At 60.9% G+C, this 25,238-nt stretch carries 18 protein-coding genes and 2 tRNA genes; 13 read left to right on the top strand and 7 right to left on the bottom strand.

Annotated features, from left to right (window positions below; all coding sequences use genetic code 11):
* Positions 1–35 precede the first annotated feature (35 nt).
* Positions 36–728 carry a TetR/AcrR family transcriptional regulator gene (locus ACWYRN_RS13675; protein WP_488688078.1) on the bottom strand — a complete coding sequence of 231 codons (693 nt, stop codon included), beginning with the start codon at positions 726–728 and terminating at the stop codon, positions 36–38.
* Between the two features lie 113 nt (positions 729–841).
* Here ACWYRN_RS13675 and ACWYRN_RS13680 point away from each other — a divergent pair, with 113 nt between their 5' ends.
* The 9 genes from ACWYRN_RS13680 to ACWYRN_RS13720 all read left to right on the top strand — a co-directional run bounded on the left by ACWYRN_RS13680 (position 842) and on the right by ACWYRN_RS13720 (position 12,785).
* The gene (locus ACWYRN_RS13680) at positions 842–1,984 is read left to right on the top strand and encodes an HlyD family secretion protein (RefSeq protein ID WP_488688080.1); all 1,143 of its coding nucleotides are present in this window, start codon (positions 842–844) and stop codon (positions 1,982–1,984) included.
* Positions 1,985–2,014: 30 nt separating this feature from the next.
* A complete protein-coding gene (locus ACWYRN_RS13685) occupies positions 2,015–3,619 on the top strand; it encodes a DHA2 family efflux MFS transporter permease subunit (protein ID WP_488688082.1) in 1,605 nt (534 codons plus the stop codon).
* A 26-nt stretch (positions 3,620–3,645) separates the two neighbouring features.
* Positions 3,646–5,109, top strand: a complete 1,464-nt coding sequence (locus tag ACWYRN_RS13690; RefSeq protein ID WP_488688083.1) for an efflux transporter outer membrane subunit — start codon at positions 3,646–3,648, stop codon at positions 5,107–5,109.
* A gap of 160 nt (positions 5,110–5,269) precedes the next feature.
* Positions 5,270–7,009, top strand: a complete 1,740-nt coding sequence (locus tag ACWYRN_RS13695; RefSeq protein ID WP_488688084.1) for a dipeptidyl-peptidase 3 family protein — start codon at positions 5,270–5,272, stop codon at positions 7,007–7,009.
* 204 nt (positions 7,010–7,213) lie between these two features.
* Entirely contained in the window at positions 7,214–7,915 is a 702-nt protein-coding gene (locus ACWYRN_RS13700; RefSeq protein ID WP_488688086.1) for a hypothetical protein, read from the top strand.
* 136 nt (positions 7,916–8,051) lie between these two features.
* Positions 8,052–9,242, top strand: coding sequence for a BON domain-containing protein (locus ACWYRN_RS13705; RefSeq protein WP_488688087.1), 1,191 nt, complete (start codon positions 8,052–8,054; stop codon positions 9,240–9,242).
* Positions 9,243–9,442: 200 nt separating this feature from the next.
* A complete protein-coding gene (locus tag ACWYRN_RS13710; protein ID WP_488688089.1) occupies positions 9,443–10,282 on the top strand; it encodes an HDOD domain-containing protein in 840 nt (279 codons plus the stop codon).
* Positions 10,283–10,372: 90 nt separating this feature from the next.
* Positions 10,373–11,980, top strand: a complete 1,608-nt coding sequence (locus ACWYRN_RS13715) for an NfeD family protein (protein ID WP_488688090.1) — start codon at positions 10,373–10,375, stop codon at positions 11,978–11,980.
* 43 nt (positions 11,981–12,023) lie between these two features.
* Positions 12,024–12,785: a slipin family protein gene (locus tag ACWYRN_RS13720; protein ID WP_229438252.1), complete on the top strand. Its 762-nt coding sequence runs from the start codon at positions 12,024–12,026 to the stop codon at positions 12,783–12,785.
* A gap of 164 nt (positions 12,786–12,949) precedes the next feature.
* Here ACWYRN_RS13720 and ACWYRN_RS13725 read toward each other — a convergent pair whose 3' ends face one another.
* The 5 genes from ACWYRN_RS13725 to ACWYRN_RS13745 all read right to left on the bottom strand — a co-directional run bounded on the left by ACWYRN_RS13725 (position 12,950) and on the right by ACWYRN_RS13745 (position 16,530).
* Positions 12,950–14,125: an MFS transporter gene (locus ACWYRN_RS13725; RefSeq protein WP_488688091.1), complete on the bottom strand. Its 1,176-nt coding sequence runs from the start codon at positions 14,123–14,125 to the stop codon at positions 12,950–12,952.
* Positions 14,126–14,270: 145 nt separating this feature from the next.
* Positions 14,271–14,867, bottom strand: a complete 597-nt coding sequence (locus ACWYRN_RS13730) for an IMPACT family protein (protein WP_488688093.1) — start codon at positions 14,865–14,867, stop codon at positions 14,271–14,273.
* 94 nt (positions 14,868–14,961) lie between these two features.
* Positions 14,962–15,037: transfer RNA gene (locus tag ACWYRN_RS13735), tRNA-Lys, on the bottom strand.
* 186 nt (positions 15,038–15,223) lie between these two features.
* Positions 15,224–15,739 (bottom strand): hypothetical protein, encoded by a 516-nt coding sequence (locus ACWYRN_RS13740; protein WP_488688095.1) that lies wholly within the window; start codon positions 15,737–15,739, stop codon positions 15,224–15,226.
* Between the two features lie 158 nt (positions 15,740–15,897).
* Complete coding sequence (locus ACWYRN_RS13745; protein ID WP_488688097.1) at positions 15,898–16,530, bottom strand: PEP-CTERM sorting domain-containing protein; 633 nt, start codon at positions 16,528–16,530, stop codon at positions 15,898–15,900.
* 386 nt (positions 16,531–16,916) lie between these two features.
* Here ACWYRN_RS13745 and ACWYRN_RS13750 point away from each other — a divergent pair, with 386 nt between their 5' ends.
* The 4 genes from ACWYRN_RS13750 to ACWYRN_RS13765 all read left to right on the top strand — a co-directional run bounded on the left by ACWYRN_RS13750 (position 16,917) and on the right by ACWYRN_RS13765 (position 25,040).
* Positions 16,917–19,778 carry a type VI secretion system Vgr family protein gene (locus tag ACWYRN_RS13750; RefSeq protein WP_488688099.1) on the top strand — a complete coding sequence of 954 codons (2,862 nt, stop codon included), beginning with the start codon at positions 16,917–16,919 and terminating at the stop codon, positions 19,776–19,778.
* Complete coding sequence (locus tag ACWYRN_RS13755; RefSeq protein WP_488688101.1) at positions 19,778–20,758, top strand: DUF4123 domain-containing protein; 981 nt, start codon at positions 19,778–19,780, stop codon at positions 20,756–20,758. The genes ACWYRN_RS13750 and ACWYRN_RS13755 overlap by 1 nt, the downstream gene beginning before the upstream one ends.
* 9 nt (positions 20,759–20,767) lie before the next feature.
* Positions 20,768–23,734, top strand: a complete 2,967-nt coding sequence (locus tag ACWYRN_RS13760; protein ID WP_488688103.1) for a metallophosphoesterase — start codon at positions 20,768–20,770, stop codon at positions 23,732–23,734.
* A 130-nt stretch (positions 23,735–23,864) separates the two neighbouring features.
* Positions 23,865–25,040, top strand: coding sequence for a hypothetical protein (locus ACWYRN_RS13765; protein ID WP_488688105.1), 1,176 nt, complete (start codon positions 23,865–23,867; stop codon positions 25,038–25,040).
* 120 nt (positions 25,041–25,160) lie between these two features.
* Here ACWYRN_RS13765 and ACWYRN_RS13770 read toward each other — a convergent pair.
* Positions 25,161–25,236, bottom strand: a tRNA-Lys gene (locus tag ACWYRN_RS13770).
* Positions 25,237–25,238 lie beyond the last annotated feature (2 nt).

The raw sequence follows: 25,238 nt of genomic DNA on the forward strand, positions 1-25,238 counted from the left end.
GCACATTTGCTCAGCAGTATCGGCAGGAAATGGCGCTATCGCAAGACCGCGCGATAGAACATGGTCAGCCGTTCATCGAGCAGGCGGTGGGCCTCGGCGCTCGATGGCTGGGCGTTGGGAAATACGAAGCGCTGCACGCTGTCGCCCGAGATAATGCTGATCAGGAAAGCCGTCAGCTGGCCGAAGGGCAAATCCTCGCGCAGCTGGGCGCGCACGTCGGGGCGGGCGAAGTAGCGGTCGATCATTTCGCGCGTCAGGCGCGGGCCGGCGCCGTAGAAAGTGTCGGCCAGCTCGGGGTTGCCGGGCGCTTCGGCAATCACCACGCGCTGCATCGCAATCAATTGATCCTTGCACAGCAAATCGAAGAACTGGTGGGCGAAGTCACCGACCACGTCGCGCAAGGGCCGCATGTCCTTGTCCATGTCGCGCATGCGGAAGAACTGGTCGCGGCGCGCCACCAGCACGGCATTCAGCAGGCCGGCCTTGCCGCCGAACTTCACATAGATGGTGCGCACCGCAACGCGCGCGGCGCGGGCGATGGCTTCCAGGCTGGTGCGGGTATAGCCGTTGGCCAGGAACAGGCGGGCGGCGGCGTCGATCAGGTCCTGGGTGCGTGCTTCGACGTCACCTGCCTTGGGACGGCCGGCGCTGCGCGGGCAGGCTGCCGTTGACACGTTTGCCGGCGGGTTTTCTTCAGTCGATGCGAGTGCTTGCAATGGTTTGCTCATGCCCTCACTGTAAATCACCAACAAATGAAATGCAACCGTTTCATTTCTTGACGAACCCAGGCGAATGCCGAATAATGTAGGACAACACTTATTCCCTTTTCGGAGTTGCCTTCATGTCCCAACCGCAGACTTCGGGCCCGCAAGCCCCGCTCGGCGCCGTTCCACCCAACGCACCAGCCGCTGCCGGCAAGACCCCGCCCAACAAGCGCGTGCTGGTCGTGGTCGGCCTGATCGCCCTGGCCGCCGTCGTCGCCGGCGGCCGCATGTGGTACCGCAGCCATAACTTCGTCGAGACCGAAAACGCCTACGTGGCAGGCCACGTGCACCCGGTGTCGTCGCGTATCGCCGGCGTGGTCACGCGTGTGCTGGTCGAAGACAACCAGCACGTGAAAGCAGGCGACCCGATCGCCGAACTCGATCCGGCCGACCAGCACGTGCGCGTCGAGCAGATCGAGGCGCAGATCGCCAGCGCGAAACAGCAGGTGATCCAGGCCGATGCGCAAGTGGCGCAGGTCAAGGCGCAAGCCGAAGCGGCATCCGCCCAGGTCGGCCAGTCGCAGGCACTGCTGGTGCGTGCGCGCCAGGACGCCGAGCGTTTCGGCCAGCTCTACAACACCACCATGAAGGCGGTCTCGAAGGCCGAGGTCGACGCCGCGAACGCCGCGCGCGCCGCCGCCACCGCCGATGTCGCCGCGCGCCGCGACACCGCGAACGCCGCCAAGGCGAACATCGCCGCCGCCACCTCGGCGCGCGACGTGCTGAATGCGCAGATCAAGGTGCTGCAGGCGCAACTGAAGGACGCGCAGCAGCAGGTCGGCTACAGCCGCATCGTGGCGCCGGTCGACGGCCGCATCGGCCGCCGCAGCGTGGAAGTCGGTGCGCGCGTGCAGCCGGGCCAGCAACTCGTCGCCGTGGTCGAGGACAAGGTCTGGGTCACCGCCAACTTCAAGGAAACCCAATTGGCCGGCCTGAAGCGCGGCCAGGAAGTGGAACTGGCCGTCGATGCGCTGCCCGACGAGCACCTGGTCGGCCGCGTGGACAGCTTCTCGCCGGCCTCGGGCAACCAGTTCGCGCTGCTGCCGGCCGATAACGCGACCGGCAACTTCACCAAGATCGTGCAGCGCGTGCCGGTGAAGATCGTGTTCGACCAGAAGGACGTGCAGCGCCTGTCCGGCCGCCTGGTGCCGGGCATGTCGGTGGTCGCCGAGATCGATTTGCGCCAGAAGGCCGAAGCCACCCATACCGCCGCCAGGTAATCGCCCGAGCCAACACGCCAAGGACCACCCATGAGTAGTATGACCAAGGCCGCCCCGGCAGCCTTCCCGGGCGCGCCGGCTACCGGCGCCGCCATCGGGCTGCGCACCTGGATCGCGGTCGCCGCCGGCATGCTCGGCGCCTTCATGGCGGTGCTCGACATCCAGATCACCAACTCGTCGCTGCGCGACATCCTGGGCACGCTGTCGGCGACCCAGGAAGAGGGGTCCTGGATTTCCACCGCCTACCTGTGCGCCGAGATCGTCGTGATTCCGATGACGGCGCTGTTCGCGCGCGCCTTCGGGGTGCGCAACTACATGATCGGCACCACCGCGCTGTTCCTGGTCTTCTCGACCCTGTGCGGCGCGGCCTGGAACCTGGAAAGCATGATCGCTTTCCGCATGATGCAAGGCTTCACCGGCGGCGCCCTGATCCCGATGGCGATGACCCTCGTGATGACGCGCTTGCCGTCGTCGAAGCGCGCGGTCGGCATGGCCATCTTCGGCCTCACCGCCACGCTGGCGCCGGCCATGGGCCCAACCCTGGGCGGCTATCTGTCCGAACTGTACAGCTGGCCCTCGATCTTCTACATCAACTGGGTGCCGGGCGTGCTGCTGATCGCGGGCATCATGTGGGGCCTGGACAAAGAGAAGGCGCAGATCGGCCAGCTGGTGCACGCCGACTGGCTCGGCATCTTCCTGATGGCGATGGGCCTCGGTTGCCTCACCATCTTCCTGGAAGAAGGCAACTCGAAGGACTGGTTCGATTCGAGCTTCATCATCAGCTTCGCTGCGCTGGCGCTGATCGGCATCCTCGGCTGGGTCGCGAACAGTTTCATCCGCCAGCAGTCGTTCGTGAATTTGCGTCTGTACGGCCAGCGTAACTTCCTGGTGGCGACCGTGCTGTCGGCCGTCACTGGCATGGGCCTGTACGGTTCGTCGTACCTGCTGCCGCTGTACCTGGGCCAGATCGCCGGCTACACGCCGATGCAGATCGGCGAAGTCATCGCCTGGGTCGGGCTGCCGCAGCTGATCGTGATGCCGTTCGCGGCGGCTCTGTCGTCGAAAGTCGACAACCGCATCATGTGCAGCTTCGGTTTGCTGCTGTTCGGCGGCTCCTGCCTGATGAACGCCTTCATGGACGCCACCACCGGCTACGACCAGCTGATGGTGACCCAGATCATCCGCGCCATCGGCCAGCCCTTCGTGATGCTAACGCTGTCGAACTTCGCCATGCAGGGCATCGCCCCGAAAGACATGCCGTCGGCCTCGAGCCTGTTCAACATGACGCGTAACCTCGGCGGCTCGGTCGGTATCGCACTGCTGGCGACTTCGCTGACCAACCGCGAGCACTTCCACTCGGCGCGCATCGGCGAATCGGTGTCGAGCTATGCACCGGCGACCCAGGAACGCCTGGACCAGATGACGCAGGCCTTCATGGCGGGCGGCATCGACCCAGCCACGGCGGCCAACCAGGCGCTGGCCGCGCTCGACCGCATCGTGCGGCGCGAATCGTATGTGATGGCCTACAACGACGGCTTCTGGATCGTCGGCCTGATCCTGATCTCGTGCATCGCCGTGGTCTGGCTCGCCGACAAGGTCAAGTCCCCCGGCGGCGCCGGCGGCGGCGGCCATTGAACCCCATTCGATTGAAGAGAAAAACGATGTTCGATTCCCTTGCCAAGAACCTCCCGCGCCGCGCGGCGCTTGCCATTGCCGCCGCCATGCTGGTGTCCGGCTGCTCGACGATCGGTCCCGACTTCGTGGCGCCAAAGCCTGCCGAAGGCGCGGCCTTCCGTCATGCCGAGGCGGCCCCGGTCAGCGATGGTGCCCGCCTGCCCGCCAACTGGTGGACCGTCTTCAACGACGCCACCCTGAGCGAGCTGGAAGCGTGCGCCCTGCGCGACAGCCCGGGCGCGAAGGCCGCGGCCCAGCGCCTGCTGCAGGCGCAAGCCCAGCTGGGCGTGGTGCGCGCCGGCCAGGCGCCGAACGTGTCGGTGAATGCCGGCGTCTCGAACGCGCGCACCTCGGCCGAAACGGCGCAGGGCCTGGCCCTGGGCGGGCGCTCGATCGAAGGTAACAATTATTCGGTCGGCGCTTCGCTGTCGTACGAGCTCGATATCTGGGGCCGCGTGCGCCGTATCGTGGAAGCGGCTGATGCGCAGGCACTGGCGGCCCAGGACGACCGCGACGCCGTGCTCCTGATGCTGACCGGCCAGGTGGCGCAGAGCTACTGGCAGCTGCGCGGGCTGGATGCGGAACAGGCGATCCTGGCGGATGCCTTGTCCGCACGCCGCGAAGCGCAGGAGCTGATCGAAGCGCGCTTCAATGCCGGCCTGTCGAACGAGCTGGACGTGTCGCGTGCCCGCATCGAGCGTGCGAATGCCGAAGCCGATCTGCACGAAGTGCAGCGCCAGCGCAATGCGGTCGAGCATGCGCTGGCGGCGCTGGTTGGCGTCTCGCCGAGCACGCCGCTGGTGCCTAGCGCCGCGAAGACGGCGCTGCCGCTGCCGCCGTCCATCCCGGTCGGCTTGCCGGCCAGCCTGCTGAGCCAGCGTCCGGACCTGGCCGCGAGCGTGGCGAATCTGAAAGCGGCGAATGCGCAGGTCGGCGTGGCCGAGGGCATGTTCTATCCTTCGCTGACCTTGACCGGCAACTTCGGCTACGCGTCGGAGTCGCTGCGTGACCTGGCGGGCGGCAGCGCGCGCCAGTTCTCGGTGGGGCCATTGGCCCTGTCGCTGCCGGTCTTCGACGGCGGCCGCAACCGCGCCAACCTGGCGCTGTACCAGGCGCGCTATGAAGAAGCGGTGGCGAACCACGAAAACCGTTTGCTGACGGCGCTGCGCGAAGTGGAAGACGCGCTGTCGGATGTACAGCAGCGCCAGAAGCAGGGCGACGTGCAGGCCCAGGCCCAGGAAGCCGCGGCACGCGCGCTGCTGGTGGCGCAGGCGCGCTACGAGCGCGGCGTGTCGACCTACCTGGATGTGATCGACGCCCAGCGCAGCACGCTGGCGGCGGACCGCGCGGCGGCGCAGATCCGGACCCAGCGCTTGCTGGCCTCGGTGGCCGTGGCCCGTGCGCTGGGTGGCGGCTGGGAACAGGCGCCGGCGCTGGCGACTGTGCGGTAAATAGTGTCGCAAGCGGGCCAGAAAATATCCCTGGCCTGCGCCCCTACCCGTACGGTGGGCACAGCGTGCCCACTGTACGGGTGACGTTCGCGGCGAGATCGTCGCATTCACACCTAACAGGATTACAATCCCCCGCTGCATCCACACCAACAGGGGACACATGAAATACCTTCTCGCTCCACTCGTGCTGGCCTTGGCCGCCGCCGGCGCCGCCGCTACAGCTGCCGCCGAAGCACCCGCCACCAAACCCGGCCCCGCCAGCGTCGCCGAACTGACCACCATGGCCAAGCGCTTCGCCCCCGTCGAACTGCGCGCCGACACCTCCAAGCTCTCGCAAGGCGACCGCGCCGCCATCGCCAAGCTGGTGGAAGCCGCGAAAATCGTCGACACCCTACAACTGCGCCAGCGCTGGGCCAACAACGAAGCCCTGTGGGCCGCCCTGCAAAAAGACAACTCCCCGCTCGGCAAGGCGCGCCAGGATTACTTCTGGCTGAACAAGGGCCCGTGGTCCATCATCGACGGCAACCGTTCCTTCATGCCCGCCGAGTACGCCGGCATCGCCATCCCCGCGCGCAAGCCCGACGCCGCCAACTTCTACCCGGCGGGCGCCACCAAGGAAGCCCTGGAAGCCTGGATGAACGCGCTGCCGGCGAAGGACAAGGAAGCCGCCCAGTGGTACTTCACCGTCATCCGCAGCGACAAGGCCGGCAAGTTCCGCACCGTGAAGTATTCCGAGGAATACAAGCCGGAACTGGAAAAGCTGGCCAGGCTGCTGCGCGAAGCCGCGAGCCACACCGACAACGCCTCGCTGAAGAAATTCCTCACCCTGCGCGCCGACGCCTTCCTGTCGAACGACTACCTGGCCTCGGACTTCGCCTGGATGGACCTCGACAGCCCGGTCGACATCACGATCGGACCCTACGAGACCTATAACGACGAACTGTTTGGCTACAAGGCCGCCTTCGAGGCCTACGTCAGCGTGCGCGATCCCGAGGAAACCCGGAAGCTGGACTTCTTCGGCAAGCACATGCAGGAGCTGGAAGACAACCTGCCGATCGACAAGCAATACCGCAACCCGAAGGTCGGCGCCATGGCGCCGATGGTGGTGGTCAACCAGGTCTACGGCGCCGGCGACGGTAACATGGGTGTGCAGACCGCCGCCTACAATCTGCCGAACGACGAGCGCATCATCCGCGAGCGCGGCTCCAAGCGCGTGATGCTGAAGAACATCCAGGAAGCCAAGTTTGAATCGACCCTGAAGCCGATCACGAAACTGGTATTGCGCCCGCAAGACCAGAAAGACCTGGATTTCAACTCCTTCTTCACCCACATCCTGGCCCACGAAATCACCCACGGCCTCGGCCCGCATGTGACGAAACAGGGCGGCAAGGAATCGACGCCGCGCCAGGACCTGAAAGAGACCTACTCGACCATCGAGGAAGCGAAAGCCGACGTCACCGGCCTCTGGGCCCTGGCCTACATGATGGACAAGGGCCAGCTGAAGGACACGCTGGGGCAGGGCGAGGCAGCCGAGCGCAAGCTGTACAACACCTTCCTGGCCTCCTGCTTCCGCACGCTGCACTTCGGCCTGACCGATTCGCACGCGCGCGGCATGGCAATCCAGGTGAACTACCTGCTCGACAAGGGCGCTTTCGTCTCGCACGGCGATGGCACCTTCTCGGTCGACTTCAAGAAGATCAAAGGGGCCGTGATCGACCTCGACCGCGAGTTCCTCACCATCGAGGCGACCGGCGACTATGCGCGCGCCAAGGCGATGATGGCGCGCTATGTCGTGATCCGTCCGGACGTGCAGAAGGCGCTCGACAAGATGAAGGCGGTGCCGAACGATATCCGCCCCGCCTTTGTCACGGCGGCCTCGTTGAGCGGCGCCGGCAAGTAAGCACACTGCACTGTGTTGAAAATGGCACAGCCGGAAAGGCAAACTGTCGCGTTCGCGCCGCAGAAGAGGGCGCTGGCGTTGCCGGTTTGAACACGGACAAAAATATTTCTGATTGGGAAGATATTCTCGGTTCTAGAATTGCTTGAGAGCATTTGAGCTCGATGCGTTCTAGCGCAGTACATCCAGTACAACCGGAAGTCTTCCATGTCCAAGTATCTTGCCGCTGCCGCCTTTGCCACCCTGTTCGCCGGTGCCAGCGCCGGCGCCCGGTCCGCCGAACTGACCGCCCTCGAAGGGCGCTGGCTGCAGGCGGCGGCGCCGGTCCTGTCCTATTCCCGGCAGCTGGCGCTGCCGATCGACATCGTGGTCCAGCCCCAGCCGCGCGCCAACGACGTGCCGCTGGCCATGGGCTTCGACAAGGGGCGCTGCAAGCTGGTGCTGACCCTGCGCGGCAATCCCCAGGCAGAAACCATACTCGACGGCGTGCCCGATGCGCAGCGCGGCGAACTGATCGAGGCAATGACGGCGCACGAGGTGGCGCATTGCTGGCGCCACGTGCGCGGCGCCTGGAAGGCCTTGCCGGCCGGCTTCGTCGAGGTGGGCGAGGAGCGCGCCGCCAGCAGCGAACTGCTGGCCGCCTCGAAGGCGATGCGCGAAGCGCGGCGCGAGGAAGCCTATGCCGACCTGGCGGCCCTGGCCTGGACCCGCCAGCGCAATCCCGATGCCTACGGCCGCGTGCATGCCTGGTTCGAAGCCGTGCGCAAGGAGCAGCCGGTGGCACGCAGCGGGCACGACACCCGCCTCTGGGTGGAGCTGGCGCGCGACGCCAGCCGTCTGGCCGATACCGGCGCCCCGTTCGACGATGCGGCGCCGCTCTGGCGCGAGGGCTTGCTGAAGGCCGAGTAAATCTTCCGCTGGCGGCCGCATGCGCCGCCGCAGCGCGTCCATAGTTTTTCCGGCAACGGTACGCTGTCGCACAGAAGTTGGTGGGGGTGCGGCGTTTAATGACGCCATCACAACAACCGACATGAGGGACACTGCCATGAACTCCTTGCTTGCAACCCTGCTTGCCACCGCAGCCGGCGCCAGCTTCGCCGTCGCTCCTGCCCAGGCCCAGACCCAGGACGCGGCGGGCTACCGCGATGCCGTCCAAAAAGTGTCGGCCGACTACAAGACGGCCAGCGCCAAGTGCGATGCCATGAAGGGCAACGACAAGGACGTCTGCATGGCCGAGGCCAAGGTGGCCCGTGCACGCGGCGAATCGCAGGCCGTGGCCAAGTACGAGAACAACGAATCGGCGCGCTCGCACGCCCGCGAAAAAGTCGCGGACGCCGATTACGACCTCGCCAAGGAAAAATGCGATGCCCGGAGCGGCGCCGACAAGGATAGCTGCATGGACAACGCCAAGTCGGTGCACACCGCCGCCCTGGCCGATGCCAAGGCCGGCCGCGACGGTTCCACGGCGCTCGGTGCCAGCGGCAGCGCCGGCCTGATCGCCAGCACCGACACCAAGGACCCGGCCAAGGCCGCAGCCGTTGCCAAGTGCGAACAAGCGACCGGCGGGAGCAGCGCCGGCTGCCTGGTCGACAGGGAGGGCAACGTGACCACCATGGCCAACCGCGCCGAGAACGCCACCGACCGCGCCGCCGACAAGACCCGCGCCGCCGCCTCGACCGCCGTCGACAAGACCAAGGAAGTCGCCTCCACCGCCGTCGACAAGACCAAGGCCGCCGCCTCCACCGTTGCCGAGAAGACCGGCCTGGACGGCGCCGGCGAACGCCTGCGCGCCGCCGGCTCGACCATCGCCCAGAAGACCGAGAGCGCGGTCGACAACCTCGGCGACAAGACCCGCCAGGCCGCGGCCAGCGCCAAGGAAAACACGCAGGAGGCGATGCAAACCGCCGGCGAGAAGACGCGCGACACAGCCGCTGCTGTAGCCGACCGCACCGACCGTGCCACCGACAAGGCGGCCGACAACACCCGCGAGGCAAGCCGCGACGCCACCCGCGGCACGGCCGTGGCCGCTTCCGACACGGCGATCACCACCAAGGTCAAGGCGAACATCTTCAAGGAACCCGACCTGAAATCGATGGCAATCCACGTCGAGACCGAGAAGGGTGTGGTGATGCTGAGCGGCTTCGTCGAATCGAAGGCCGAGGCCGACAAGGCCGTGAAGGTGGCCAAGGAAGTCGATGGCGTGACCAGCGTGAAGAGCGCAATCAAGGTCAAGTAAGAGGTCAAGTAAGCGCTCGCCCATGTGCTGTGCCGCGCTGCGTGGCCGTTTGGCCCCGGCGCGGTTTTCCCGACGCGGCTGTCCTTGAAGGCAATCGCGTGTCCATCGCTGTCGTTTTTTTACCGTCGCCCGCAGGCAAACCGAACGGCGGCGGTGGCCCTGGCGCCTACCCACCCGGGATGGCGCGGTATAATTTTCGGGTGAATAAACTCGAAGCCTTTGGATTCATCGTGGCCCAGGCGGCCCGCGGTGACATTACCTTCCCTACCAGCGTGAACGCCGTGCTGCGCCTGCAGCAGGCGCTCGACGATCCCGACTGTCCGCTCGACGACGCCATCCGCCTCGTGCTGGCCGAACCGCAACTGGCCGCGCGCACCGTGGCGCTGGCCAATTCGGCCGCGTTTTCCGGCGGCGGCGGCCCGCCCGTCACCAATGTGCGCGCGGCCGTGATCCGCATCGGCTACCGCCGCCTGCAGGCCCTGGTGGCCAGCCTGGTGGTGCGCCAGTTCGGCAGCCGCATCAAGGACCCCGGCCTGCGCATCAAGGCCGAGCAGTTGTGGGAGCACACGGTGCACGTGGCGGCGCTGGCCCAGGCGCTGGCGCGGCGTGTCACCTTCGTTAATCCCGACACGGCCCTGTTCGCCGGCATCATCCACGAGGTCGGCGGCTTCTACCTGCTCTCGCGCGCCGACGAATTCCCCGGCCTGCTCGACGACGACGTTGAGAAATGGGGCGAGCTGTGCGAAGACGTGGTCAGCCTCGAGGTGCTGAAAAAGCTGTCGGTGCCGGCGCCGGTGGCCGACGCCATCGGCGAACTGCGCCGCGGCTGGATCAACATGCCGCCCTCGACCCTGCTCGACACCCTGCTGCTGGCGAACCAGTATGCGCCGGTGCCGTCGCCGCTGGGCGCGGCGCCGGCCGAGCTGCCGGCCCACGGCGACAGCGCGCTTGACTTCGTGCTCGACGAAGAGATGCTGGCCGAGGTACGCGCCGAGGCGGCCGCGACCCAGGCAATCATGGGCGGGCCGCTGCTGGTCTGATCCGGGCCAGACTGGCGGCGGATTTTTACAGGAACCAAGGACAAGGCCAGCCGTTCTAACGCATGAGAGTCCATCTCGTGCGGAGGGAACGTGGTGCGTCGCGTGGTCCTGGTCTGTCCGAAAACGGCGTCGTCATTCCTGCGGCTGCTGTGCCTGGCCTGCCTGCTGGCGGTGGCGCCGGCCTGCGCGCAGTCACGCGCATCCGCTGCGGGCGGCGCCCATGACGCTGCTCCTGCCGCTGCTCCTGCTCCTGCCGCTGCTCCTGCCCCACTCGCCGCCTCCGCTGTCGTCTCGGTTTCCTTGCTCACCATCGACGGCCCGATCGGCCCGGCCTATGCCGACTACGTCGAACGCGGCATTGCCCGCGCCGCGCAGGAGCGGCGCGCCCTTGTCGTGCTCCAGCTCGACACGCCCGGCGGGCTCGACACCGCCATGCGCAGCACCGTGCGCGCCATCCTGGCCGCGCCGCTGCCGGTGGCTTGCTACGTCGCGCCCAGCGGCGCCCGCGCGGCCAGTGCCGGCACCTATATCTTCTACGCCTGCCACATCGCCGCCATGGCGCCCGGCACCAACCTGGGCGCAGCCACGCCGGTGCAGGTTGGTACAGGCGGTCCAGGCACGGCCGGTCACGGCACGGCCGGTCAAGGCACCGGCAGGCAAGGCACCGCCAGTCAAGGCATGGCCAGTTTGAGCACGGCCAGCCCAGGCGCGGGCGGTCCAGCTACGGCCAGTCCCGGGCCCACCGGCCCCGGCCCGCCCGCAGCCGGCAAGGACAAGGCGCCGTCAGCCATGGAGGCCAAGGCTGTCAACGATGCCGCCGCCTACATCCGCGGCCTGGCGCAACTGCGCGGGCGCAATGCGGACTGGGCCGAGAAATCGGTGCGCCAGTCGCTCAGCCTGTCGGCCGGCGACGCGCTCGCCGCCGGCGTCGTCGACATCGTCGCGCGCGACCTGGCGCAGCTGCTGGCGCTGGCCGACGGCCGCGTCGTGCGCGTGCAAAACGCCGACTGGCGCGTGGCCGTGGCCGGCGCCTGCGTGCTCGACGCCGCGCCCGACTGGCGCACGCGCTTCCTCGCCGTGATCGCCAACCCGAGCGTGGCGCTGATCCTGCTGACGGTCGGCATGTACGGCCTGCTGTTCGAATTCATGAGCCCGGGCGCGGTGCTGCCCGGCGTGATTGGTGCGATCTGCCTGCTGCTCGGGCTCTACGGCATGCAGCTGCTGCCCATCAATTACTCGGGCCTGGCGCTGATCTGCTTCGGCCTGGCCTGCATGGTGGCCGAAGCTTTCCTGCCCAGCTTCGGCGTGATCGGCCTGGGCGGCGTGGTCGCCTTTGTGATCGGCGCGCTGCTGCTGATGGACAGCGAGGCGCCGGGCTTCGGCCTGCCGCTCGGCTTCGTGGCGAGTGTCGGCATCACGGCGGCGCTGCTGGTCGGCGCCACGGCCCAGGTGGCGCTGCGCACGCGGCGCCGGCCCGCACCCGGCGTCACCGCGGGGCTGGAAGGAGAGATGGCCGAGATGCTGGGCGACGCCGTGCGCGAGGGCTGGGCGAACGTCGGCGGCGAGACCTGGCGCGTGGTCAGCGACACGCCGCTGCGCAAGCGGCAGCGCGTGCGCGTGGTCGGGCGCAGCGGGCGCGTGCTGCGGGTCGTGCCTGCCGATGCATCGGCGAGCGCCCGCGCGCCGCCTGCCAACTAACGGCGCGCCGCAGGCATCCTGTGCGCCCATCGAGGAGACTGCCATGCTGTTCGAACTGGGTTTCGGCGTCGGCTTCCTGCTGATCCTGCTGGCGCTGCTGTTCGCGCTCTCGGTGCGCATCCTGCGCGAGTACGAGCGTGGCGTGGTGTTCCAGCTGGGGCGCTTCTGGTCGGTCAAGGGGCCGGGGCTGATCCTCCTGATCCCGGTGCTGCAGCAGATGGTGCGGGTCGACCTGCGCACCGTGGTGCTCGACGTGCCGAAGCAGGATGTCATCTCGCGCGACAACGTCTCGGTAAAGGTGAACGCGGTGCTGTACTTCCGCGTGATCGACCCCGAGCGCGCGATCATCCAGGTGGCCAACTTCATGGAGGCAACCAGCCAGCTGGCCCAGACCACGCTGCGCTCGGTGCTCGGCAAGCACGAGCTCGACGACATGCTGGCCGAGCGCGAGCGCCTCAACATCGACATCCAGCAAGTGCTCGACGCCCAGACCGACGCCTGGGGCATCAAGGTGGCGAACGTCGAGATCAAGCATGTCGACCTCGACGAGTCGATGGTGCGCGCGATCGCCCGCCAGGCCGAGGCCGAACGCGAGCGGCGCGCCAAGGTGATCCACGCCGAGGGCGAATTGCAGGCGTCGGAAAAGCTGATGCAGGCGGCCGAGGTACTGGCGCGCGAAGGAGGGGCGATGCAGCTGCGTTATTTGCAGACCCTGTCCACCATTGCGGGAGACAAGACGGCGACCATCGTGTTTCCGCTGCCGGTCGACATGCTGGGCAGCCTGATGGAAAAGCGCGGGCGCTGAGCCTGGATGGTATGCCATGCTCGTCAATGCAAAATGGCACGAGCATGGGGTATTTCGCAGCTGCCGAAGGCGGCATCGGAGCCGCCGGGCGCCCGGCACGTACTGTTCAATTCCAGGAGGCGAAGGTGCCGGCCCTGCGCCGGCCTGTACGCGGCAGGCCTTGCTTATCGCTGGCGCAAGGCGGCCTGGGGAACAGGCTTGCGCTCCATGGCAAGCATCCACAGCGCCAGCCCCACGCCGGCCACGGCCATGCCGGCCGCCACCCACTGCGGCGACGCATAGGAATAGCCCAGCGTCAGCGGAATCCCGCCGAGGAAGGCGCCGGTGGCGTTACCGATATTGAAGCCCGACTGGCCCAGCGACGAGCCAAGCATCTCGGCTTCGCGCGAATGGCCGATCAAAAGCATCTGGATCGGCGGACCGAGCGCCAGCGCGTTCGCACCGGTGGCAAAGGCCAGCACCAGCATCGCCGGCTGCGACGTGGCCAGCAAGCCGTTCAGCAGCAACAGGACTGTCATGCTGGTGAGCAGCAGGGCCACCGCGCGCAGCGGTGCGAAGCGGTCGGCCAGGCGCCCGCCCAGGGTCACGCCCACGGTCATGCCAACGCCAACCACCGTCATGATCAGCGGGATCTGGCCTGGGGCAAACCGGGCCATATCGGTCAGCAGCGGCGCGATGTAGCTGAACCAGGCAAAGAAGCCCCCGGTGCCGATCGAGGTGATCGCCAGCGCCAGCCACAGGCTCGGCTTGCGGAAGATCTTCAGGTCCTTCCTCAGGCCGGCGCTGGGCGTGGCCTCGAAGTAGGGTACCCATTGCTTCAGGCTGAGGGCGGTGGCCAGGCCGATGGCGGCCACGACCAGGAACACCAGGCGCCAGCTGACGTTGTGCCCGAGCCAGGTGCCGAAAGGCACGCCGAGTACGTTGGCCAGGGTCAGGCCGGTGAACATGGTTGCCAGCGCGGCGGCCACCTTGCCCGGATCGGCCAGGCGGCTGGCCACCACGGCGCCGACGCCGAAGAAGGCGCCGTGCGGCAGGCCGGCCAGGAAGCGCGACGCCATCATCAGCCCGAAGTTCGGCGCCAGCGCGGACAGGCCATTGAATACCGCAAACATCAGCATGAACCAGATCAGCACGCTGCGCGGCGGACGGCCGGCCACCAGCGCCACCAGGGTCGGTGCGCCGACCACCACGCCCAGCGCGTAGGCGGAAATCAGATAGCCGGCCTGGGGAATGGTGATATCGAGGCCGGTGGCGATGTCGGGAAGGATACCCATCATCACGAATTCGGTCATGCCAATACCGAACCCGCCCAGGGCCAGGGGAAACAGGCTTTTCTTCATCAAAATACGGAATCTTTTCTTGTAGGTTGCCCGCGACACGCCAGAGACGGTCGAAGGTGGTCGGCCACTATAGCGGCTGGCGGGTGAGCAGTCAGCTTTCGTGTCGTGATGTCTGGTATTCCGTGCACTGATAGTGCCGGCGTACTCATCCTTCGTCGTCGCGCAGCCAGGCAATGCGGCCATGCCCGGCCTCGTTCAGGCGCGCGGCAAAGGCGCCCGCCGCCGCCTCGGGCAGGCTGAAGGCAAACACGACGTCATTGCCGTGCGCCACGTCCAGCAGCGTGGCGCCGGCGCCGTCGATCTCGCGCCGCACCAGGCCCTCCAACGGGTAGGGCGCGCTGCAGCGCAGGACCGTCTTGCGGATGATGGCGATCTTGTCGGCCTGCAGCAGCGCCTGGGCCACGCTGTCGGTGTAGGCACGCACCAGGCCGCCGGCGCCCAGCTTCACGCCGCCGAAGTAGCGCACCACGGTGGCGAGCACGCCTTCCAGGTCCTGGTGGCGCAGCACGTCGAGCATGGGGCGGCCCGCGGTGCCGCTCGGCTCACCATCGTCCACGGCCGCCGACTGGCCGCCGGCCAGCAGCGCCCAGCACACGTGAGCCGCACCCGGATGCTGGGCACGCAAGGCCGCCACGACCTGCTGGGCGCCGGCCCGGTCCGCCATCGGCTGCACGCAGGCGATGAAGCGGCTCTTCTTGATGAGCAGTTCGTGGTGGACGGGGGCGAGGATGGTCTGGGGCATGGTGCCTTGTGCCGGAAGCGAAACAGGAAGCGGAAACAAAAACGCCAACCGTGCTGGTTGGCGTTTTTGTCGATGCTTTACTACTGAAATTCTTTGGTAGGCCGTGCGGGATTCGAACCTGCGACCAACGGATTAAAAGTCCGCTGCTCTACCAGCTGAGCTAACGACCCGAAGAAGGCAAGATTATAGCCGGACTCTGGCAAGACGCCAAGGGTTTCGTGCAAATCATGCGAAATCGCAATACCAAGGCCGGTTTTTGGTGGCAGGCAGCGTGCAGACCCGCGGGCCGGCGCAGCGATGCGGCGCGTGATGAAGCTACATGTCGAGCTCGCTTCGCGCCGGCACCGGCCGGGTGTTCAGGTTTCGACTTCCTTGTCTTCTTCCTGGGCTTCGTGCATTGCTTCCGGTTCCAGCTTCTCGGCATCGACGTTCAGGCGGATGAACAGGCCCCAGCTTGCCAGCAAGACCCCGGCGGCGACACCGATCGAAGCGACCTCGGGCAGCAAGTCCGGCTTGGTGTGCAGGAACTGGAACACGCCGATCAGGCACTCGACCGCCAGCGACACCACCACCACGATCAGGAAGCGCGACAGGAAGCGCCGCACGCGGGTGGGCGCGCTGGTGTGCACGGTGCGCTGGACTTCCTCTTCGAGTACGGTCTGGCCCAGTTCGAGGGCGGCAACCGCGATGGTAACCAGACCGACGCATTCGAGGATCACCTGGAAGCGTTCCTTGACGGCGTGGTCATGACCGGGGCCGATTGCAGTCCAGATTTCAATTCCGGCCAATACGATCAATGCGAAGCCACAGGTGAAGAAGAGCAGAGCGGCAAGAACGTAGCCGACGGTGCTGAGTTTATGGAGTGCTTTCATGGGAATGTCTTGTATTCGAATTTTGTGAACACTTTAGCATCATTGCAACGAGGCACGCGTTCCGCTACGCGCTGCGTATGTGGGGACGCCGGCGGCAGTGAAAACGACAACGCCAACCCTCCGGTTGGCGTTCTTCTTGCGCCTGCCTGTCAAGTCAGTCAGGCGGATTTGCGGCGGCGCGAAACGCCCAATGCACCCAGGGCCAGGCCGACCAGGGCGATCGAGGTGGGTTCAGGAACGTCTGCGGCAACTGCGGTCTCGCCCGCCGTGATCGACAGGCCCGTGTTTTCGTAGCCGTAAGCCGCCACGGATGCAGGGAAACCATTGCCTGCGGTCGTGTTGATCAGCGCCCAACCGTAGTTCAGGATGCCCGTCGTTTCGTTGAGGAAGCGCAAGCCGACATATTCCTGGCGGCCGGCCTGGAAGTTATCGCCCCGGGTCTGGAACTGGTTGAACTGGCCGGTCGAGGAGATCAGGTCGCCGAATTGCAGCACGCGAGCCTGCGCCGAGGTGCCCGGCGTGCCAGTGGCGAGGATGCCCGACGGCGCGGGGGCGCCATAGAAGGTCAAGCCGGAAGTGTTGTTGTAAGGATTGAAGTCATAGCCGACAAATTCGGTCGAGCTATATTCGCCCGTGACGAAATTGAAATAAACGCCGTCGATGTTGTTAGGAACATTGATGGGGGCATTTGCAAAATCGACGGAGATGACAGCGGCATGCGCTGTGGGTGCGAGGAACAGCATGGCAACAGCACCGGCGAGCAGGCTGCGTGCGATCTTGGAGGTTTTCATGGGTTTTCCTAGTTTGGGTTGTGATTGACTCACGCAGCTCTTCAGCAGGCGCTTAATTGTCGATCAGCAAAAATCGAACCAGGCAAATCATTCTCAATAGAATCAAGCGCTTGTATGTACGATGTCGATCATTTTTTGCCTAAATGTAAAAAGTTTCGACAAGTAAATGATGCCTGCTGCGAACTTGCAGTACGGCTTCCTGGTCTGTGTCGCAAAGAAAGCTAGTGTTTGCTTGTCGGTTTGCTGTCACAGCAAACCGTGATTTTGCTCAACAATGACGTGGCTCAAGGTAACGCGGGGATCAAACCGCATGATGACAGATGCTTTTCTGCACTTTTGCATGACGCCATTTTGTCCATACCGATTACCAAGGAGTGCATCTGGTCATGAGCATGGCATTGACCCAACGGATCGCTGCTGCGTTGTCCGGGTTCTCGAGCACACGCCGCCTCTACGAACTCGTTATCGACGACGGACGTTCGGGCCCGCCGGCAGGCGGCCTGCTGGTGGAGGCCTTTGTCGCGTCCGATGGCCTGCAGGAAGTCGGTGTGCGCGACATCATCGTGCTGTCGACCAGCATCCACATCGATCTCGATGCCTTGCTGGGCGAACCGGCCGCATTGGAAGTCTGCCTGGCCGATGGCAAGCGTGAACGCTACGGCGGCGAGATCTGCGAAGTGGCCATGCTCGGCAGCGACGGCGGCCTGGCGCGCTACCGGATCCGGCTGTCGCCATGGATCTGGCGCCTGGGCCAGGTGCGCAACAGCCGCGTCTGGCAAGACAAGCGCGTCACCGACATCGTCGACGCCGTGTTTGCCAGCTACCGGCCGCTGGCGCGCTGGCGCTGGAGCGAAGACACCGGCCCCTTCCTGCGCGACACCCCGGCGCGCAGTTACTGCTGCCAATACCGCGAGTCCGATCTCGACTTCGTGCGTCGCATCCTGGCCGAGGAAGGACTGGGCTGGCGCATCGAGCAGGACGCAGACGGTCCAATGCTGGTGCTGTTTGGCGACAGCAGCCATCCGCGCGCATTGCCGCAAGACTTGTCGAGTGCGGCAAGCGGCGGTATCCGCTACCACGCGGCACGCGCGGTCGAGCAGGACGATACGGTGCAGGCCATGGCCATGCAGCGCCGCCCGCACGCCTCGCTCGCCATGATGCTGAGCTACGACCACGAGGCCAAGCAGATCGTCGCCGCCGGTTCGCCCACGCGCCTGAAGCGGCCCCGCAATCTCCCCGAGCTCGAAGCCTTCGACGTGCCGGGGCTGGATGCTTTCGCGACGCTTGCCCAGGCGCGCCACTACGCCGACCTGCACATGGAAGGAAAGGAAGCGCGCGCCGAGCTGTGGCAGGGCCGCTCGACCGTGCGCACGCTGCGCGCGGGAACCCGGCTGACGGTGCATGGCCTGCCCCTGCGCGCACTCGGAGCCCGTCCGGCGTTTGCCGTCACGCGCGTGCTGAGCGTTGGCGTGAACAACATGCCGCCGTCTGCGCAGCATGCCCTGGCCGAACTGTTCGGCCCGATCCCGGAACTACTCGAAGAAAGCGTGCAGCGCGACTGGCCGCAGGATGTCCGCCTGGCGATCGCCCAGGCGCGCGAGACCGGCTACGCGAACTGTTTCGACGCCATGCCTGCCGATCTGCCGTGGCGCCCGCAACTCCCAGGCAGCGACGGCCGCAGCAAGGCCAAACCCACGGCGCACGGTTCGCAGAGCGCCATCGTGATCGGCGCCGACGGCAGCGACCGGCCGAACGGCGCCAACGAACTGTACTGCGACCGCCTGGGCCGGGTGCGCATCCGCTTCCACTGGCAAAACGGCACCCATGCCAGCTGCTGGGTGCGCGTGGCCCAGCGCCTGGCCGGCGGCGGCATGGGCAGCCAGTTCCTGCCGCGCATCGGCCAGGAAGTGCTGGTGCAATTTCTCGAGAACGACATCGACCGCCCGATCATCGTCGGCGCGCTCTACAACGGCCAGGGCGAAGGCGGCATTGCGCCGACGCCGGGCGGGCGGCGCGATACCGGCGACCGCTCGAAGGTCTTCACTTTTGCACACGACCACCATCCTTCTGCACAGGGCAATCTGGCTGGCGGCAACAGTCCGGTGTGGCATGGCGCCTCCCCCGCCGACGCCGGCCATCGCAATGCGGCTGCGCAATGGGGCATCCGCAGCAAGGAGTTCGGCGGCAGCGGCTATAGCCAGTTGCTGTTCGACGATACCGATGGACAGGGACGGGTACAGCTGAAGTGCACGCATGCCGCGACTGAGTTGAATCTCGGGCACCTGATCCATACCGCGGACAATTATCGCGGCAGCTTCCGTGGACTCGGGGCGGAATTGCGGACTGACGCGTATGGCGCGGTGCGGGCGGGGGCTGGGTTGCTGGTGTCGAGCTACAGGATTGCGCATGCGGCCGCTGCACGCGATCCCGTGGGAGAGAACGCTAGGGCGGTTGGGCTGCTGCGACAGGCGACCAAGCTGGCTGAAAGCTTCAACTCCGCTGCGCTGACGCATCAAACGGTCGGGCTGGCATCACACCTTGGCGCTGACAAGCCGAATGCGAGTTTGCTGGATGAGCAGTCGGGGCCTTTGAAAGCCTTGCTGGCGGCGATGTCGGGCATGGTGGGTACCGCGTCGCTGGAGGAGGCCTTGGCCGATGTCAGTGCGCGCAATACCGCGGCAGGTGCGGACAAGGTCCCGCATTCGACCGCCGGAGTGATCGCGATTGCGGCCAAGGATGGGTTCGGAGCAAGTGCCGGGCAGAGCCTGCAATTGTCGAATGGCGAGACGGTTTCCCTGATGAGTGGGCAGGACACGCAATTTGTGTCTGGTGGACAGATGCGCGTGCATACCGGACAAGCGATCGGCGTGCTGGGCGGGGCGGTGAAGGCGGGCAAAGGCGGCGTTGGATTGCAACTGATTTCGGCGAAGAATGATATCGATATTCAGGCGCAGGGCGATGAATTGAAAGTGCAGGCGCGCGATGAGGTGAATGTGATCAGCGCGAATGCGCATATCGATTGGGCGGCGGCGAAGAAGATCAGCTTATCGACGGCGGGCGGGGCGAATATCACGATTGAGGGCGGGAATATTACGGTGCAGTGTCCAGGGAAGATTGTAGTGCATGCGGGGAAGAAGAGTTTTGTCGGTCCTGCTCGGCTAGAGTATCCGATGCCAAAATCTGGTATCTGTGAGGACTGCATTTTGAAAGCTGCACTTCAAGGATCACCTTTTACTCCACGAACATAATGACTATTAATTCTGATTGGATCTGTCTTCGCACTAAATTGGAGCGTGACCTGTCCTTACTCTTCGCTTCTTGTCCCGCAACAAATCTATTAAAACACTACGCATTAGTAGATGCTGCTCAAGTGCCGGCAATGCGTAACGATACACATTTAATAGCGCGTCTGCAAGGCGTGACATTGTTTTCGCTAACTAAGGAGCATGGAATTGAAAAATACGGACCAATATTGATTCCACTTCGCGAAGTAAGCAGTAAAAGTATCGACGCAAGTCTCATTTCAGCAATGAAAAATGGCTGGACAGTTACTTGGCTTAGCTCGGCTTTACCTTTGATTGAACTTGCAAAACATCTTGCCCAATACATGAACGGGCGCTTTGCTGATGGGCGGGAAGTTTTAGTTCGCTACTACGACCCAAGAGTCTTACCCATTTTCTTCGACTGTGTGGAAAAAACTTTGAGCGAAGGGCTTATGGCACCTATCAGGCACTGGGCATGGTGGGACCGCCAGATGAATCTCATTACTCGAATTGGCGGTCAATTTGAGTCTGTAAGCAAATTTGCGGAAATTAATATTTCCGAACAAATGCAGGGAATATTTTCAAAACGGGCAACAGAAGACCTAATTCAAGGTATGTTGCTTGAGCATGCAGATAAAGATGAGTTTTCGTCGTGGCTCCCTCAAGTGCTTTACTGTGCAGTTGTAAAACATGTTTCAGTTGCCAAACACATCGGCCTAACTTCGTTAAGCAATATTTATCTGTATACGTCACTCGCATTGCGAGTGCACCCACGATTTTTTTCGCTTTTGTGCTTGGAATCAAATAGCGATTATCTAAATGCGATCGAACTCGACTTTCCGCAGCTTGTTCTCGAGGTAAGCGACGCCGACTGGGATATCCTAAGCAACGATGGGAAGCTTGAGTTAGAGAAGTTGCGACAAAATTTAACGGCAGAAATATGCCTTGACGTAAAATCCTTATAGGTCAATAACATGACGAGTGTCTCAAAAAATAAAGTTCATGCAAGCACCGGGGCAGCTCTTGCATATACAAACAAAAAACTTGATCCTTCCTGTACAGATTGCTCGGATATCCCTCCCGTATGTGCAATTATTCTGTATCCAAATTTGGCAACACCATTGATCTTACATTCTAGTGAAAAAATATTGAATTTTTTTATTGCTGCAGAAGGAAAGTCTAAAGTACTTTTCGGCATCAATCCAGCGTCAATATCCTATCCACTGCCAGCTCCGCTTGCTTATCTTTATGTAGATAAGCATCTTCGCATCTATTCAATCAATGAAAAGAACCTTAAAGAAGATACGAAGGATGGTCGATTTTGGAAAGATGGAAAGATTTGTGCAAAGGCTGCGCAATACGTAAAGGTTTGGTGTATTGGACCTCTTGATAAAGGGGTAGTTAAAGATATTACGGGTAAAACTGTTGCGCATCTGAGGTCTAAAACAGTACAGGAATTTAATAACAGGAAATCTGCTTACGAGGACGCTGCCGATCCCTTGGTTCAGAATTCCGACTTGGAGTGGTTATATCAGATACAAATCGAGTTGGAAAATCTCCCGATGAAAATCTCGGAAGAAGAAATGGTAACACTTGCATGGATGATCCCGATGGCAACTCGTTATAGGAAGGAGAGAGAGTTGCAAGGTATTGAGGACTGGGAATATCAAGATAAGCTCATCCATGATTTTCTGGAGGCGCAAAAACGTAGTACAGAAAAAAATCACGTGCCAGATTTATATGAATTTGATGTTGCTACAGCATCGTCCAGTAAATTTCCGAAAATTAAACAGCGCATACCCCATCGTTTAAAAGCCTGGCATCCAATCATTATAAAAAGCAAGCACTCGTTGAAGATTGGCCACCTAAGTGACGTTCACATAAATAGCCGACAATTCTCTCTTGCTGCATCTGATGTTCAAGTCATTGAAGGTGTGTCAAGACGAATAGGAGAGAAAGTAGATAATTGTTTCGTTGCGTTGAAAGAGCTTCTTGAAAAGATGAAAGGGGCCGGGGCTGACGCTATATTTATAACTGGGGATCTCTTGGATTTCAACCGTAATCTTGATCCTCGTCAGGTGGTCGGTTCTAGTCCTAAAGACCAGTGGCCAATTTATAATTTGTTGGAAAATATTGATGATGGCAAGCTTTATCCTCGAGGACTTGACGATATGCTTGTCTTTTCTCTCATCCGATACTGTTACGAAAAACTAAATCTTCCTGTATATGTCACAACAGGAAATCATGAGGCGTACGATGTTCCTTATGGACTTTCGCCTCGAGCAAACCCGTTTGTCATGGGTTCTGCTATTAAGCAAATTACCTCGCATACTACAGCGGTTGTTCCTGCACGGCTACGTGCTTCAATTTTAAAAGGTGACCATGCCTTGAAAATTGCGAGAAAAACTTCTGATCAAATTAAATCAATTCCATATCTAGGGCCAGATTGGTCGAATCTAGTGGGAGGGTGGGAGGAGCTGCTGAAGAAAGCCTCCAAGAAAATGGGCGTCACTACCGATCCGCATGATTTCAAGTTGTTTGATACAAAAATGAATGACGGTATCCCTGCTGATCATAATCTTACGATCTATGAAGCATGCTTGGTGTATGGTCCTTCATTTCCTCAAGTTGTAAAGCCGTTCAACTTTTATCCAGAGAATTTCGACTGGTTTTTCAATCTTTTTACGCCGTTATCGGATTTTCGAGTAGATTATCAAAACCAAGTACTCGTCGGGCTTGATTGGGGTAATAGTGAGATAATGGTGAACCTCGATGTGTCTGGTAAGGAGCTCTATAATACACCGTGGAACTCCGCAGGAATCATGGGGGCTCTCATGGGACTGCCACGCGCAAATGAATCACTAAATGAAAGACAACGAAACTTGATTGAAGAAGCTCGTCGCAGTCATAAGCGAGTCATGTTATTTGCACACTTCACCTTAATTAATTACGATTTGCCTTTTTCGTTAAGCTACAAAACACCAGAGTTCTTGCCACGGGACGACATATTCAATGAATTCACCAAAGGTACATTCAGTAAAGGCCGAGATTGGCTTTATCCAAGGCTGAATAACGGGATTCATTATACCTTGTCCGGGCATTCGCATCGCAGTGGTGTATATCGTTTGAGTATGTCCGAATCTGGGACAATGTCAGCCAAAGGTTATCAACCGGCAGAGTGCGACAAGTTAAGTGAAACCGTATCGCTGACGTATAAAGATTTCTTCAAAGCTTCTTCGACGTCACGTGTTGTAGTGTCTTCTTGTGGCGGACCAATTGGTGTTCAGAACCTTAAGGGCGAACTTTATGGATGGAACCTCATGCCACCCTCTGGAACTTTGGTGAATATTGATGTCGATGACCCTACAGAACTACAGCGTATTGTACCTACGAAGTATAACGGTGCTCGTCCAAGATTTTGCGTTGCTCTCGATTATGTTCAAGTACATTGCAAGAAGCAAGTGTTAGCTTGGATTCCAACTGGTAATCAAGGGCATTACTGGATGATTATTGGAAATGTTCTCGAAATTCAGCATTGCATTACAAAAGCTACGATATATGTATGGGACGACAAATCGCAGAATTTTGCTGAATTTTTTTGTGGAGTGGCACCAATGCCTGGGCACGCTACCTTATATAACTTCCATATCGCGGATCATGCAGGCTTTTTTAAAAAGGCCTTATCAAGAAAAAGCGAAGATTTACACAGGAAACATGTATTTATACAGGTGAATTTTGACCATGCATTAGCTATGAATCCACTATATAGTCACTACAATTTTGATGATCCATGGATATTTCGTATTGATGTGCAAAGTAGTGAGGGGCCTCAACCGTTTATTACGCCAGCCGGCGAGAGGCGTGCAGAGATTCCCGATTGGGAATGGGTTGCGATGACTAATCCATCAAGATACCCAAAGCAAGAAACGGGATTATTATAATTAGGGGGAGGCAATGAAATTTTTTCGGCGAAGACTACTATTCTCAGCTTCTTCCATCATCATTAGCAGTGTTTTCTGTCTTGCGTGCAAACCTGTGGTAAAGACAAAAAAGCGGGAAAGAGGAGAACTCATGTTGACTAACCCGACAGCGGCCGAGTTAAAAATACTGTCAAGTACGAAGCCCCATCAAGTGGAGAGCGTTGGTGAAATTACACTTAAAATTAGCAATAGGACTTTTAGTGGTGAAGTGCAGCTCAATGAATTTATTTGGAATGATATTGAATTTGAAAATTGCGATTTCATCAACTGCTCAATGACCAGAGGAACGATTCGAAATGCTCGATTTATAAATTGTCTCTTTTTTGCTAATCTATGGCAAGACCGAAATTGGGAAAATGTCTCCTTTCGCGACTGTGCTTGGCACGGCCCGTTTAAAATGGGAGCAAGGAAAGGAGGTGAATTAATCCAGTTCGAGGAATGCGAGTTCATTGGGGCAACAGCAGAGGAACTTGGATACGGAGGAAGAGTTGAATATTTTGGAAGTATTGGTGGAACCAATGGGAAGGCACTGTACCGCCAATGCAAATTCGAACGAACTTTTGTCCATGGAGGGTTATCGACCGAATTTCTCAAAAGCGAGATGTCAGACGTTGTCTTTTACGGTCAAGACAATTCGAGAGTCGTACTCGAAAATGTTATAGGATCGGGTGTAGTCGAATTGGGAAATAATATCTTTGCGACAGTGAAATTTAAGGAGTCGATATTTTCTGATCGTTTGACGCTCGAAGGTGCAACGATTGGGGCAGCAGTTTTTGAGGAGGTAAATGCAAACTTGGATCTGTCAATGGTTAAGGCCGAGTCTATCGTCCTAGCTCATGTAACATTTAACGGGTCTGAGGAGCCAAAGCCACAATTGCAATATGGATTAAATTGTGAATCTTCTAAGATCAAGCGTCTTACAATCGAAAATTGCAGTTTTTCACGTCTAGGTGCGGAATTGCATTTATCAGGAGAGGAGACTTCGGAAGAGCTAACAGTAGGGCCGTTGGCAACCTCTAAAAATGTGTACTCAACAGATATTGAAAATCTCGTTATACGCTCGACACCCATTATAAATGGCCATTTCAAGTATATGCGTATAACGGAGCTTACGATGGAAAATTTGCGAATCACTTCTGCGGATTTCTCCAGATCGATAATTGGGCTGTTTACTGCAAATAATGTTGTCTTGGCTGAGAATTTGGAATTGGGCGATGTAATTGTCAAGAAAAACGCAAGCAGCATCCGATTTCACTCATCCAGTTAAACAAATACTTCAAGAAGCACATGCTTTATAGTTAATTCGTATTCGAATATGAACTCAAAATCCAAAACAAAAAAGGCGCCATGATCACTCATGACGCCTTCAATGCTGCTGCTAAATTCGTGGTAGGCCGTGCGGGATTCGAACCTGCGACCAACGGATTAAAAGTCCGCTGCTCTACCAGCTGAGCTAACGACCCGA

The sequence above is a fragment of the Massilia sp. BAP21 genome (genome assembly GCF_057801335.1).